Raw genomic sequence first — 13275 nt, forward strand, 5'->3', positions numbered from 1 at the left:
GGGTACTATCGCTCTGTCCGGCGCAGGATATCGATCCCTTCGATCGACTGCACGAGCGTGTAAGGCCTGAGGAGTTGCGTCAACTCCGCATCGGCGCGTGCCCACGCACCCCAGCCATCGCGCAGATTATCGATCAGAACAACGTCGGGCGGCAGACTCTTGAAATCTTCGATCAGCCAGGTCCTCTCCTGCGCCAGATAGCCATTCAACCTGGCGTCGGTCTGCGGATCGATCGAATTATGCTCACGCGTAAGCCGCACGAATTCGCGCGCCCACAAACTCTCCTGCCGCGAGACCCATACGCCATGGAGTGTTCGCACCAATGGATGGCCTATGGCTGCTTCGCCGCTCAATACCAGAATTCTTGGATGCGGTTTGAGAGCGGCAACCGCGCCCTCGATGGGCCCGACATAGACCTGCGCGTTGAACCACTGGCTGCCGACGACGAAGGTCGCAGCCAGCATCGACATCGCCGCGATCTCGAAGCGACGAGAGCCTGCTTGAATACTGGCTGCGCCCGTCAGCACATATCCCATTCCTAGCAAAACCAGTGCGACCATCGGATAGGATTGGTAGGCCCAGCCCCGTCCCTGCAGAAAAAACGAGATCGCAAATCCAAACGACGCCAGGAGCGTCACCAGGGCTGCTGAATCCAGCTCGTTCGTTCTCCGTACCAAAAAGATCGAGATGACGGCGATGAGCCAGATCAGCGTTGCCGAATTAAGCAGCACGACCGACGCAGGCATCGACCAGGACAGGTAGATGTCGCGAACCAGCGGATACGTCGCCGTGAAATATTCCGGGTAGAAGACATAAGTGTAAAAGCTGAACGCGGTCACCAGCCCGCCGGCGATCACATTCTCGGGCGAAAAAAGCACACGCCAGGAATGCGCACGGACGGCCGACATAACGACGCATAAAATGGCAGGAATGGCGAAATAGGGTTTGAAGGCGAGCGTGATGCCGGCCCCGACACCTGCCGTCAGGATCGCCCAAAGCGGAAGCGGCTCGCGGTTGCTGCGGAGCGCATAGACTGCCAGCGCCGGCAAAAATGTGAGCGTCGCAATATGCTCACGCTGTCCAAAGACGTGCATCGGCAGGATCGTCAGCACGGCCGCCGCCCAAATGGCCAACGAAGCCCATCTCACCTTGTCGAGCATCGAGGAGAGACGAAGGATGCGCGCGGTCACCAGCAGCGAGGCGGCGGCAAGCAGCAGAATTTGGGTATCGATTACATATTTTGGATCGAGGCCCAGGGCGCGCGCCAAGACAATGCCGGGAAGGTAGGCCAGGACCGACATCGGAGGATTGATTTCAACGATATCGACGTAGAGCCGCTCGCCGTCCAATACGCGCTCGCCGACGGTGAGCAGCCAGCTCACGTCGGTATTGAGAGGCACGACCTGCCGCAGCAGGATCGCTACCGCAAACACAAGGGCGATCAGGAACCACGGCAAGAGCGAGAGCTTCTCGCGGTCTGCCGAATCGCGAAGCGGAATGCGAGATACGGCATCGATGTTCGAAGTCATGGCGCTGTCCTGCGAGCGAACCGCGCCACGCTAGCGGGTGAGCGTTAACGCCGCATTTTCGGCAGGCATTTTTCGGGATGGGACCGCTATGGGCCAGAACGTCGCGCGGGCGGTTCCGGGATAAAATTCGCGGGGTAGCGTTGGCAAACGCGCGCGCACAACAAAAAGCGCGCGCGGGATCGGATCCAAGGCGCTTTCTGTCGGCTTTACCAATAGATGCCGTGCCGATGCAGTTCGCCGATGATACGGCCCTCGGTCCAGTAGCGCTTATGCTTCGACTTTTGCGCCTTCGGCGCCTGGGCGACGACCGGCTTGACCGTATCCTTGACTGTGTCCTTGACCCTATCCTTGGCCGGATCAATCTTCGTCTGCCCGGTGGTTGGGGTGGCCGCGACGGCGGAGGGCCGTTCGACGAATTTCGGCGTGTCCGCCACGCTCGGCGCCGCGGCCGATGTCGACGCCTCGGAGGGCTGGCTTTGCTCGGCCGCGGCCGGCTGGTCGCTCGGTCCCTGCGTCAGGCTGCGCGCTTCGTCGGCCCGGACGGATGCGGACGCCAGAACCATCGCCGCGATCAGAATGAATTTACGCATGTGAAATCCCTCGCTGGATTGGCGAAGACGCTAAACCGACCTTGAGGGAAATTATGTGGGACGGATCACTTGAGCGCTTATGCCGCCTGGGAAGCGTCCATCATTCGATATTTTGAGGGGCTGGTGCCGCAAGAGGGATTCGAACCCCCGACCCCGTCATTACGAATGACGTGCTCTACCAACTGAGCTATTGCGGCGGACCAGAGCCTTTATTGACGCGTTTTCTCTGCGCGAACCGGCAACCCGCCTCGCTCGAAAACGCTTTGGCGGGCGCACTCGGCCGGGGTCGAAAACGCGTGCCACCTGATATCGGGAGCGGCTCCGATTGGCAAGGAAAACGCGGGTATACGGGCTGGAATCAGCCGCCCCAGCGGGACAGAAATCCACGCCAGCCCCCAGCCTGGCCCCGTGATGGGCCGATTTGTTCCGCGAATTCGTCGCGTGTCCCCTCGTCATCGATTCCGGGATCGTCAGGCGCCCGCAAAATCGGAATCACCGCTGGAATGCTCGACGGGGCGGTTTTGGGCAGGTCGTGGCGCGCGCGGAACAAGGGCGCGGCTGTGACCTGTGGCAATTCGGCCGGTGGCGGGGACGGTGCAGGCGGCGCGACCGGCACTGGTTCAATGGCCGGGGCCAGAGCCGGCGAATTGTCCTGCGCGGCTGAGGATACCGGCTCGTTTTGGATGACGACAGGCTCGGAGGCGTCCTCGATTGGCTTGGCCGGTGGCTCGACCGGATTTTCCGCAGGCGCCGCGTCGCGCCGTGGCGCTGGCGGCGCCAGCATCGCTTCCTCAAAGGGCGAGGCTTCGATCGCTGCGCCCTTGTCGGAAGGCAGCGCCGCGACCGGCGTCAGCCATTGGAAAGCATCGAGCCGCCCCGACACCGGCGACACCGGTCGCCAGGAGGCGGACACATATCCGTCCGCGGTCCAGACCGGATCATGCAGCGCGCGAACGGCGCGCAAGGTCCAGGCGCGCGCCCGTCCGCTGTCACCATGCTCGGTCCGCTCGATCTCCGCCATCAGCATCGCCACCCGCTGCGTCGGGGCTGCGATGAACGGCGCCAGCACTTCGCGTGCGCGGGTAAATTCCGTGGCGTCGATCGCCGCACGTGCAATCGCCAGCGCACCTTCGATATGACCGGGCGCTTTCGCAGCCAGTGTCTCGACGCGCACCAGCCGCTGCCGCGCAGAATCCCCCAACTTCACATGCGCATAGGCGTCCGCAAGATCGGGATGCGGTTGCGCCAGCCATGCCGTCTCCACGAACCGCATCGCGCGCCGCACCTGATGCGCCTCGCTTTCATACTTGCTCGCGAGCACCGCGGCCGGCACCAACGTCGGCGCAAGCTTTACCGCCTCCATCACGCTGTCGCGCGACAGATCGCGGTCGACATTTTCCAGTTCCAGCGCGCGCGCCGTCAGCAGCACGCCGCGTTGACGGCGGTACGCGACCTTGTCGATCAATCCTGACGCCAGGTTATTGTCGAGGATCGACAGCGCGCCGCTCCAGTCGCCCTTGGCACAACGAAATCCCAGCACCGCATGCGAGGCCCAGGTCGACCCCGGCGCGAGTTTCAAGGCTTCTTCCGCAATCATGACGGCGGCGACCGGATCGTCGGCGCGCTGGGCTTCGATGAACAATCCGCGCAGGCCCAACAGCCGCGTATCCTCGCGTTCGGCCATGGCGCGGAAGGCGCGCTGCGCGCCGGCGCGATCGCCGTCGAGCTGCGCGGATTGTGCGTGCAGCAACAGCGCCAGCGGATCCTGTGCGGCATGGCGGCGGGCGACCTCGGCATGGGCGCGCGCCGCGCTGGCATCGCCGTGGCCGATCGCGAGCAGGCCTTGCGTGACGGCATGGCGGCCCCGCGCATGCCGCCGTTCGCGCCGGCTGCGCCGGATATGCCCGGGCGCGCGCCAGAGTGCGCGTATGATGGCCCACGCCAGCATCGCCGCAACGATGGTGAGGCCGAGCGCCAGCGCGAACACCGGCAGCGTCATTTCGACCCGCCAGCCGGCCCACGACAACATGACGGTGCCGGTTTGATCGGCGACCCAGGCCGCACCCGCAGCGGCGAGCGCAATCAACAGCAGAAACAAAACGATCCGGATCATCGAAAGCCTATTGCGGGGGGTTGGCGAGCGCCGCTGTGGCGTCCGCTGCAAATTGGCGCGATGCAGCCAGGGCGGCATCGCGCGCATCGGCCTTGTCGATCCAGGGTTGGGCGGCGGCGCGATCGGCCGGCGACAGCGTGTTCAATTCGCGCCTCGCCTCGCTGGAATCGTTGCGCAGCGCCGCAGCCGTCATTCGGGCAACGATCGCGCCGCGGTCGTTGCCGACGCCATCGGTGCGCTCGATGCGGACCAGCCGCGACGCGCCCGCCTGCAGACGATCGACCAGGCTCGAACTCGGGGCGTCGTTTCCCGGTGCCGGCGGCGCCAGCTTCGGGACAAGCGTGAGCAGCTCGCGACTTAAGCCGGCTGCGGTCGGCACGCCGGTCGCGGCAAAAGCTTCGAGCGGCTTCAACGCATCCGGATCGGGCGCGAGCGATTTGGCGGCCGAGAGTGTTGCCGTAAACGGATCGCCCTGCCGCACCGAGATGTCGAGCAAGGATGCTACCACGAGGCGACGCAGCGCCGTGTCATCCGCGGGCTTGGCGCTTTCCTTCGCGACCGCGGCGCTCTCGGCGCGTGTTGCGCGCTCGAGCTGATTGAGGCGCTCGGTAATCCCCGACAAATCCACAGCCGCGGCTGCATCGCCCGGCGCCGGTTTGGCGCCGGCGACGGCGGTGGCGAGCTTGTCCGATTGCGCCTGCACGGCCGTCACTTCGTCACGCAGCGAAGCAACCGATTTTTCCAGCGCCGCCACCCGCGCCGACGCGGCCGGATCGGACGCGGCGGGCTTGTTGACCCTCGACTCCATGCTGGCAACGCGCGCGGCGAGATCATCGACCGCCGCCGCGCTGACCTGCGGCGCGGCTGTTGTCGCCGGCTGAATCGCGGGCCAGCCCAGCACCCAGCCGACGCCAATGACAAGCGCCGCGGCGACCGCGCCAGAAAAGGGGGCAATCACCCAGGGCGAGATTGCAGCGGGCGGTTTCTGCCGCGCGGAGTTCTCAGGTTTGTCCAAGGGTTCGTCCCGAGGTTGGTCTTGAACTTCGTCCCGAAGCTTGTCCTGAGACTCGGCCTCGGGCCTGGGTTCCGGCGCGGCATCGCCAGCCATATTCTGGGGTTCTTGGGTGACTTCGGTGGCCTGGAGATCGATGGTGGGCGGTGCGCGCTTGACCCGGCCCACATCCGGCGACGCCTCGGTGTCTTCGGGCCTGTCATCGGACATTGCGAGTGTTCCTCATTGGCTGCAGTCGGATATCACCAGGTTCGGCGCGCCCTGTTAGCGCCTCGGCTCCAATTGAACCAGAACCGAGGGTCTCATCTTTTGGTCTGACGCGTTTTCCTGACACAATCAGCATCTATCCCGGATCGTGGGTCCGGGGCGGGCTTCCTTTGAAAACGCTTTGTAGCGCGATCAGGGCCGCAACGCACGTTCGAGGGCCTCTAATAAGGCATTTTCATCCGGCGATCGCGCGGTCAGCACCTGGGTGGCCCCGGCGTCGCGGACAACAGAGGCGACCATATCGGAGATACAGCATTGCGGGATGGCGAGGGCCGAGATTTCGACGCCAGCCGCCCGCGCGGCGTCCAAAAATGCGCGCGCGCTGCGCCGCGAATAGTGCAGCACCGCATCGACCTGATTGGCCGCAAAGCCGCGGCTCGCTTCGCGCGGCAGATCGATGACCGGTGCCATCCGGTAGGTGGTGTGGGTGACGACGGTAAAACCGCGCTGACCGAGTTCGCCGGCAAGATCGCGCGCCAGATCGGCCCCCGCCAGATAGAGCAGCGTGCTGGCTCTCTTCAATTCCTTGGCCTTCACGGCGGCGAGCACGCAATCGCGCAAGCTGGCGGCATCGCCATCGGCCGAGATCACCTTGGCGAAACCGGCGCGGCGGGCGGCAGCGGCGGTATGTTCGCCGACGGCAAACAGCGGCAGCTTTAGCAACCGTTCGCCTTCCGGATGAGACTCGAAGCCGCGCAACGCATTGGCGCTGGTGACAATGACCGCACCGTAACGCGCGTCCGCGTCATCATGGAACGGCAGCGGTTCAAACCGCAGCATCGGCGCCAGCAGGACCTCAAAACCCCTGGCGTGCAGCGCCGCCGCCGTGGTCTCATTGTCGGGATGCGGGCGGGTAACGAGAACAACCATGCATCAAACTCTCAGGACACCGCTTTTAGGGTAGCGGAAGATTGCACTTCAAGACCCCGCAATGCTACCGGGGACAGGCAAACGCCGCTTTAGCACATAGCGCAAGGGCTCAAATTGAATAACGATAGGCCGATGCTGCCACCGACTCTGGTTCTTGGCATCGAGACGACCTGCGATGAAACCGCCGCCGCCGTGGTCGAGCGCCAGAGCGACGGGTCGGGCCGCATTTTGTCGAACGTCGTCCGCTCGCAGACCGAGGAACACATCCCGTTCGGCGGCGTGGTGCCGGAGATCGCGGCGCGCGCCCATGTCGATCTGCTTGACGGGATCATCGCCAGCGCGATGAAGGAATCCGGTGTCGGCTTCGGGCAATTGTCGGCGGTGGCCGCCGCCGCAGGCCCGGGCCTGATCGGCGGCGTGATCGTGGGTCTCACGACCGCCAAGGCGATCGCGATGGTGCACGATACCCCGCTGATCGCGGTCAACCATCTCGAGGCCCACGCGCTGACGCCGCGGCTGACCTGCGCGCTGGCGTTTCCCTATTGCCTGTTTCTCGCCTCCGGCGGCCATACCCAGATCGTCGCTGTCGTCGGCGTCGGAAAATATGTCCGGCTCGGTACCACGGTCGACGACGCCATGGGCGAAGCCTTCGATAAAGTGGCAAAAATGCTTGGCCTGCCCTATCCGGGCGGACCGGAGGTCGAGCGCGCCGCGCGCGGCGGCGATCCCGCGCGATTCGCATTTCCGAGGCCGATGCTCGGACGCCCGGACGCGAATTTTTCGCTGTCGGGATTGAAAACCGCCGTGCGCAATGAGGCCAGCCGCATCACGCCAATAGAGCCCCAGGACATCAGCGATCTCTGCGCGAGCTTTCAGGCCGCGGTGCTGGAATCGACCGCCGATCGCCTCAGTGTCGGCCTGCGGCTGTTTCACGAGCAATTCGGCCCGCCGCGCGCGCTGGTCGCCGCCGGCGGCGTCGCTGCCAATCAGGCGATCCGCGGCGCGTTGCAGGATGTCGCTGCAAAAGCCGAGACCACGCTGATCATCCCGCCGCCCGCCTTGTGCACCGACAACGGCGCCATGATCGCCTGGGCCGGCGCGGAACGGATGGCGCTGGGCATGATCGATACGATGGACGCCCCGCCCCGCGCACGATGGCGACTCGATGAGAATGCCACTGCGCCGGCGGGTTACGCCAACACGCGTGCGGGCTTTTGACATGCCGTCTTTCAACTCTGTCGCTGTGATCGGAGCCGGCGCGTGGGGAACGGCGCTTGCCGGCGTCGCCGTACGGGCCGGACGCGATGTCGTGCTCTACGCGCGCAGCGCGGAGAGCGCGACCCGGATGACGTCGTCGCGTCAAAATCCGCGGCTGCCAGGCACGCAGCTCGCCGCAAATCTTGAAATCACCAACGAGATCGCACAGGCGGCGCGCGCGGAAATTATCCTGATCGCCACACCGGCACAGCATCTGCGCGAGGCCATGACCGCACTCGCGCCGCATCTTAAGAAGGCGACGCCCGTTGTCGCCTGCGCCAAAGGCATCGAGCACGGCACGCACAAATTCATGACCGAAGTGATCGCCGCAACAGCACCCGACGCGACACCGGCGATCCTATCGGGGCCGAGTTTTGCCGACGACGTCGCGCGCGGCCTTCCCACCGCGGTGACGCTGGCGGCACAGGACGAGGGTCTCGCACGCGCGCTGGTGCAGGCGCTGGGATCTTCGACCTTCCGGCCTTATCACAGCACCGACATCCGTGGCGTCGAGATCGGGGGCGCCGCCAAGAACGTGCTCGCGATCGCGGCGGGAATTGCGGTTGGCCGCAAGCTCGGCGCATCGGCGCAAGCAGCTCTCACCACGCGCGGCTTCAGCGAACTGGCGCGGCTTGGGCTTGCCTGCGGCGCGCGCACCGAAACCCTGGTGGGACTTTCGGGTCTGGGTGATCTGATCCTGAGCTGCTCCAGCCTGCAATCGCGCAATTTCGCGCTCGGCATTGCGCTCGGACGCGGCGCCCCGCCGCCAAAGGGCAAGCTCGCCGAAGGCGTCTTCACCGCGCCCGTGCTGATCGAACTGGCGGCTTCGCAAAACATCGATATGCCGGTCTCACAGGCGGTGGCGGCGATCCTGGGGGGCGCGATCACGATCGATGCCGCGATCGAAGGCCTGCTGACGCGGCCGTTCAAGGCGGAGGGATGACCTCACTCCGTCATGCCCGCGCTTGTCGCGGGCATCCACGCCTTGATACTCTAGAGTTGGGAAGACGTGCATGGCCGGGCATAGGCGAGCGGAAGCGACGCCGTTCTTCGAACGGCTATGTCCGGCCATGACGAGCGCGGGGTGATGACATGCAGTACTGGCTGGTAAAATCCGAACCTTCGGCCTGGTCGTGGGATCAGCAGGTCGCGAAAGGCGCCAAGGGCGAAGCCTGGACCGGCGTGCGCAATTTCACCGCGCGACAGAATCTCGTGAAGATGAGGAAAGGCGACCAGGCTTTCTTCTATCACTCCAACGAGGGCAAGGAGATCGTCGGGATCGCCGAGATCATCAAGGAAGCCTATCCCGATCCGACCGACAAGACCGGCAAATTCGTCTGCGTCGACATCAAGGCCGACAAGCCGTTGAAGACGCCGGTGACGATGGCCGCGATCAAGGCCGACAAGAAGCTCGCGGACATGGCGCTGGTGAAATATTCGCGGCTATCCGTGCAGCCGGTCACGTCAGAGGAATGGAAGATCGTCTGCAAGATGGGCGGGCTATAAGTTCCACTTCCCTGCCGCCTTGTGAGACAAAAGGGCGCGTGTGAACGCAGTCGATAGCTGGATAGTTTTCCTCGTTCGCATTCGAACGTCCTTTTCGGCTCTATTTTTGGATCCCTGGATCACGGGAGGTTCGTCCGTACTCGACAAGGGAGGTCAACCATGAAGATCGTCGTGATCGGCGGCACAGGCCTGATCGGCTCGAAGACCGCAGCCATTCTGCGCCAGGGCGGACACGAGGTCGTCGCCGCCTCGCCCAAGAGCGGCATCAACACCATCACCGGCGAGGGGCTCAAAGAGGCCATGGCCGGTGCGCAGGTGGTGATCGACCTCGCGAATTCGCCTTCATTTGAAGACAAGGTCGTGCTGGAATTCTTCGAGACATCCGGCCGCAACGTTCTCGCAGCGGAGGCCGCTGCCGGCATCCGGCACCACGTCGCGCTGTCCATCGTCGGAACCGATCGGAGCGACAATGGCTATTTCCGCGCCAAGGTCGCGCAAGAGAAACTGATCGAGGCTTCCGGCATCCCCTACACCATCATCCGTGCGACCCAATTCATGGAGTTCCTCGGCGCCATCGCCGCTTCAGGTGCGGAAGGAAACCTGGTCAGGATTTCGCCCGGCCTGTTCCAGCCCATCGCGGCGGACGATGTTGCTGCTGCTGTCGCCGATGTGGCGCTGGCGGCGCCGCGAAACGGCATCGTCGAGATTGCCGGCCCGGAACGAGCACCGTTCAACGAAATTGTCGCCCGTTATGTAAAGGCGGTCGGCGACCCGCACGAGGTGGTGTGTGACCCCGAGGCCCGATACTTCGGCGGCCGCGTCGAGGAGCGTTCGCTCGTACCGTTGGGTGAAGCGCGCCTCGGCCGCATCGGTTTAGACGAATGGCTCCGCGGCTCAAAGGCAGGAACCTGATTCGCAACCGCCAACCGATAGGGCTCCATGAAACGCAGCCTCTGTTCGGTGCTTATCGTTCCGTTCGGCTCGGTCGCTCACCGCCGAAGAGTGGAAAATCGTCTGCAAGATAGGCGGGCTGCAATCCCCTCTCTCCTCTTCTTACAGGGGGGAGGAAGTTCGTCCTGTTTGGTTCTGAGTTATGCTCATGCGGCGCTTTCACCTCCCCTTGAAAAGGGGAGGTCGGCTTGCGTGCAGCGCAAGCCGGGAGGGGATCTTGTCTCCAGGGACCTCTGCGCTCGTGGCTGACCCCCACCCCAACCCTCCCCCTTTCAGGAGGAGGGAGTTCGCCTATCTAGCTAGCTTCCGATTTAAACTCCGATTCAGCTATCGGAGACCTGCAACCGCTCGAGATCGGCAAGCATCGTGGGTCCGGTCGGTTGCCATCCCAGTCTTTTGCGCGTCTGTTCGCTTGAGGCCGGGACATCGTGGCTCGCAAACATGGCGAGCCAGCCCAGATAGGCTTCGGCCTCTGCCGGGGCGATCGATTTGACCGGTAAATCCAGGCGCCGGCCGATCACTTCCATCATGTCCCTCACAGCCACGCCCTCTTCCGCGACGGCGTGATATTTTGCACCCGGTTCTGCCTTTTCGATCGCCAGCCTGTAGAGACGGGCGGTGTCGAGAACATGCGCCGCGGGCCAGCGATTGTGCCCATCCCCGATGTAGACGCACACGCCTTTTTCACGGGCCATCGCGATGGCATAGGTGATCAGGCCCTGCCTGACCGTGTCGTGAACTTGCGGCAGCCGCACCACGGATACATTGACCCCATCGGCCGCGACGGAGGCCGCCGCCTCTTCCGAGGCTGCGCGGGGAATCACGCTGGACGAGATCACCACATTGTCTTCGGTGGCAGGCTTGCCCGGTACGGTATTCGCCATCCCGGTTCCGGAGGTCACGATCAGCGGTCGATCAGAGCCCACAAGAACCGAGCCGAGGGCTTTGATGACGCGTCGATCATCCTCACAGTTCGCGACGAATTTCGAGAAGTCGTGGTTGAAGGCCAGATGGATGACGCCGTCCGATCGCGCAGCGCCATCCTTGAGGCTGTTCAAATCTTCAAGCGATCCGCTGATGACCTCGGCGCCAGCGGCGGCCAAGGCTGCCGCCTTCTCGTCCGAACGGCAGAGGCCGAGCACCTGATGGCCGGCCGCGATCAAGTCCTTGACGACGGCCGAACCGATGAATCCGGTGGCTCCAGTAACAAACACGCGCATGAGCAAAGTCTCCTTGTTTCGTTTCGCCCGATATCACTGGGCTGCGAAGTAAGCGGGATGATCGAGGTCGGCGATGAGCCCGGGCTGTTCGGGCTGCCAGCCGAGCAGCGACCGGGTTCTTTCGCTCGAAGCCGGGCAGTCGATACCCGTGAACCGGGCGAACCAGCCGAAATGCTCTGCCGCCTGTTCCGGCGACTGCGAGACGACCGGAATGTTCAGTCGCCGGCCGATCACCTCGGCGATCTCCTTGAACGGCACGCCTTCGTCAGCAACCGCATGGAAGGGCCCCCCTTCCGCGCCGCGCTCAAGGACGAGCCGAAAGACGCGAGCCGCATCGAGCCGGTGCACGGCCGGCCAGCGGTTGAGCCCTTCGCCAACATAGGGAGAGACGCCCTTCTCGCGGGCAAGGGCGATGACACGCGGCACGAAGCCGTGGTCGCCGTGACCATGAACCGACGGCGGAAGCCGCACCGCCGCCGCGCGGATGCCACGGGCTGTAAGTGCGGCGATTGCGCCTTCCGGGTTGCGAGGGAGCGAGTCGGAGACAGGGCGGCGCGGGCTCTGTTCGGTCGCCACACCGCCCGGCGCCAGCAACGCTATACCCGAGGTGACGATGAGCGGACGGTCGGAGCCTTCCAGGGCATCGCCGATCGCCTCGATGGCGCGCTGTTCGTCCGCGCCATTCTCCGCGAATTTCGAGAAGTCGTGGTTGAAAGCGGTGTGGATCACGCCATCCGACTGCGAAACGCCGCTCTTGAGGCTGTCCAGGTCCTCCAGCGTGCCGCGATGAACTTCCGCGCCCGCCGCAGTCAGCGCTTCGACCCCCGCGTCCGAGCGGGCAAGGCCAAGAACCTGATGGCCGGCGGCAATCAAATCTTTCACGATGGCCGAGCCCACCCAACCGGTGGCTCCAGTGACAAACACACGCATGGGAAGGTCTCCAAGTTTCGTGGAGACAAATCTCGGCTCTCAGGCTATGCTGGTAAAGTAGTGACTTTATCATGGTATAATGGCTAACAGGATGGACGAGCACGTCGCGCAGGAGAACTTGCTCGGGGTCTATCTGAAGAACCGCCGCGCCAAGCTCGACCCGGCGGCTTTCGGTTTCTCCGCCGAGCGTCGCCGCACACCCGGTCTGCGTCGCGAGGAAGTGGCGCAGCGCGCCAACATCAGTCCGACCTGGTACACATGGCTCGAACAGGGTCGCGGCGGCGCGCCGTCGGCTGATGTGCTCGATCGGATCGCCCGCGCGCTGATGCTGACGGATGTCGAACGCGAGCACCTTTTCCTGCTTGGCCTCGGCCGCCCACCAGAAGCGCGCTACCAGAAGAACGAAGGCGTCACGCCGCGGCTGCAACGCGTGCTCGATGCGCTGGAGCCGAGCCCCGCTTTGATCAGGACCGCGATATGGGACATCGTGGCCTGGAATCGGGCGGCGACGGTCATGCTGACCGACTATGGAGCGCTACCGCCGGAGCAGCGCAACGTCCTGCGCTTCATCTTCCTCGATCCGCGTGTCCGCGCTGCGCAATATGACTGGGAGAGCGTGGCACGGTTCGTGGTGGGCGCATTCAGGGTGGATGCGGCCCGCGCGGGCGCCGCGGCGGAGGTCGAACCTCTTGTCGACGAACTCTGCCGGCTCAGCCCCGAATTCGCAGCGATGTGGCGCGACAACGACGTCCATAGTCACGGCGAAGGCGTCAAGCACCTCAAGCACCCGATCCTCGGCCCGATCTCATTCGAATATTCCGCCTTCGCGGTCGATGGCCGGCCGGACCTCAGCATGGTGATCTACAATCCCGCGACATCAGCGGATGCGGACAGGATCAGCTCGTTGCTCGAATCGAAGCCTGCGCTCGAGCGGGCTTGATTCTGACTTCCGTCGCAACTGTCCCAATCCGAATCGCCGCCAAGAGCACACCCGGTTTAAGCAGGCCAACCTAAGTGTTTGGTTCATAGC

At 64.2% G+C, this 13275-nt stretch carries 12 protein-coding genes and 1 tRNA gene; 5 read left to right on the forward strand and 8 right to left on the reverse strand.

Annotated elements, in window-relative coordinates; all coding sequences use genetic code 11:
* Positions 1–5: 5 nt before the first annotated feature.
* The 6 genes from BLV09_RS24900 to BLV09_RS24925 all read right to left on the reverse strand — a co-directional run bounded on the left by BLV09_RS24900 (position 6) and on the right by BLV09_RS24925 (position 6381).
* The gene (locus BLV09_RS24900) at positions 6–1529 is read right to left on the reverse strand and encodes a hypothetical protein (protein WP_146689276.1); all 1524 of its coding nucleotides are present in this window, start codon (positions 1527–1529) and stop codon (positions 6–8) included.
* 206 nt (positions 1530–1735) lie between these two features.
* A complete protein-coding gene (locus tag BLV09_RS24905; protein ID WP_146689277.1) occupies positions 1736–2119 on the reverse strand; it encodes a hypothetical protein in 384 nt (127 codons plus the stop codon).
* Between the two features lie 121 nt (positions 2120–2240).
* A tRNA-Thr gene (locus tag BLV09_RS24910) sits at positions 2241–2316 on the reverse strand.
* Positions 2317–2477: 161 nt separating this feature from the next.
* Positions 2478–4232, reverse strand: a complete 1755-nt coding sequence (locus BLV09_RS24915; RefSeq protein ID WP_146689278.1) for a heme biosynthesis protein HemY — start codon at positions 4230–4232, stop codon at positions 2478–2480.
* A 7-nt stretch (positions 4233–4239) separates the two neighbouring features.
* Positions 4240–5412: a COG4223 family protein gene (locus tag BLV09_RS24920; RefSeq protein WP_433994356.1), complete on the reverse strand. Its 1173-nt coding sequence runs from the start codon at positions 5410–5412 to the stop codon at positions 4240–4242.
* A gap of 231 nt (positions 5413–5643) precedes the next feature.
* The gene (locus BLV09_RS24925; RefSeq protein ID WP_146689280.1) at positions 5644–6381 is read right to left on the reverse strand and encodes a uroporphyrinogen-III synthase; all 738 of its coding nucleotides are present in this window, start codon (positions 6379–6381) and stop codon (positions 5644–5646) included.
* Between the two features lie 132 nt (positions 6382–6513).
* Between BLV09_RS24925 and tsaD the strand changes: the two genes are divergently transcribed.
* The 4 genes from tsaD (at position 6514) to BLV09_RS24950 (ending at position 10056) form a co-directional block, all read left to right on the forward strand.
* On the forward strand, positions 6514–7599 hold the full coding sequence (gene tsaD, locus BLV09_RS24930) for a tRNA (adenosine(37)-N6)-threonylcarbamoyltransferase complex transferase subunit TsaD (RefSeq protein WP_146689281.1): 1086 nt from the start codon (positions 6514–6516) through the stop codon (positions 7597–7599).
* 1 nt (position 7600) lies between these two features.
* A complete protein-coding gene (locus BLV09_RS24935) occupies positions 7601–8581 on the forward strand; it encodes an NAD(P)H-dependent glycerol-3-phosphate dehydrogenase (RefSeq protein WP_146689282.1) in 981 nt (326 codons plus the stop codon).
* A 149-nt stretch (positions 8582–8730) separates the two neighbouring features.
* On the forward strand, positions 8731–9144 hold the full coding sequence (locus BLV09_RS24945; RefSeq protein WP_146689284.1) for an EVE domain-containing protein: 414 nt from the start codon (positions 8731–8733) through the stop codon (positions 9142–9144).
* Positions 9145–9303: 159 nt separating this feature from the next.
* Positions 9304–10056, forward strand: a complete 753-nt coding sequence (locus BLV09_RS24950) for an SDR family oxidoreductase (protein WP_146689285.1) — start codon at positions 9304–9306, stop codon at positions 10054–10056.
* 362 nt (positions 10057–10418) lie between these two features.
* Here BLV09_RS24950 and BLV09_RS24955 read toward each other — a convergent pair whose 3' ends face one another.
* Entirely contained in the window at positions 10419–11315 is an 897-nt protein-coding gene (locus tag BLV09_RS24955) for an SDR family oxidoreductase (RefSeq protein WP_146689286.1), read from the reverse strand.
* Positions 11316–11348: 33 nt separating this feature from the next.
* A complete protein-coding gene (locus tag BLV09_RS24960) occupies positions 11349–12245 on the reverse strand; it encodes an SDR family oxidoreductase (RefSeq protein WP_146689287.1) in 897 nt (298 codons plus the stop codon).
* Positions 12246–12336: 91 nt separating this feature from the next.
* On the opposite strand from BLV09_RS24960, the gene BLV09_RS24965 reads away from it, so the two are divergent.
* Positions 12337–13185: a helix-turn-helix transcriptional regulator gene (locus BLV09_RS24965; RefSeq protein WP_146689288.1), complete on the forward strand. Its 849-nt coding sequence runs from the start codon at positions 12337–12339 to the stop codon at positions 13183–13185.
* Positions 13186–13275 lie beyond the last annotated feature (90 nt).

The sequence above is a fragment of the Bradyrhizobium canariense genome, from assembly GCF_900105125.1.
GTDB lineage: Bacteria > Pseudomonadota > Alphaproteobacteria > Rhizobiales > Xanthobacteraceae > Bradyrhizobium > Bradyrhizobium canariense_A.

What these genes read in the sequence shown, in the direction of transcription:
- BLV09_RS24900 (WP_146689276.1), bottom strand. Translation starts at nt 1,529, where the DNA reads ATGACTTCGAACATCGATGCCGTATCTCGCATTCCGCTTCGCGATTCG.
- BLV09_RS24905 (WP_146689277.1), bottom strand. Translation starts at nt 2,119, where the DNA reads ATGCGTAAATTCATTCTGATCGCGGCGATGGTTCTGGCGTCCGCATCC.
- BLV09_RS24915 (WP_146689278.1), bottom strand. Translation starts at nt 4,232, where the DNA reads ATGATCCGGATCGTTTTGTTTCTGCTGTTGATTGCGCTCGCCGCTGCG.
- BLV09_RS24925 (WP_146689280.1), bottom strand. Translation starts at nt 6,381, where the DNA reads ATGGTTGTTCTCGTTACCCGCCCGCATCCCGACAATGAGACCACGGCG.
- tsaD (WP_146689281.1), top strand. Translation starts at nt 6,514, where the DNA reads ATGCTGCCACCGACTCTGGTTCTTGGCATCGAGACGACCTGCGATGAA.
- BLV09_RS24935 (WP_146689282.1), top strand. Translation starts at nt 7,601, where the DNA reads ATGCCGTCTTTCAACTCTGTCGCTGTGATCGGAGCCGGCGCGTGGGGA.
- BLV09_RS24945 (WP_146689284.1), top strand. Translation starts at nt 8,731, where the DNA reads ATGCAGTACTGGCTGGTAAAATCCGAACCTTCGGCCTGGTCGTGGGAT.
- BLV09_RS24950 (WP_146689285.1), top strand. Translation starts at nt 9,304, where the DNA reads ATGAAGATCGTCGTGATCGGCGGCACAGGCCTGATCGGCTCGAAGACC.
- BLV09_RS24955 (WP_146689286.1), bottom strand. Translation starts at nt 11,315, where the DNA reads ATGCGCGTGTTTGTTACTGGAGCCACCGGATTCATCGGTTCGGCCGTC.
- BLV09_RS24960 (WP_146689287.1), bottom strand. Translation starts at nt 12,245, where the DNA reads ATGCGTGTGTTTGTCACTGGAGCCACCGGTTGGGTGGGCTCGGCCATC.
- BLV09_RS24965 (WP_146689288.1), top strand. Translation starts at nt 12,337, where the DNA reads ATGGACGAGCACGTCGCGCAGGAGAACTTGCTCGGGGTCTATCTGAAG.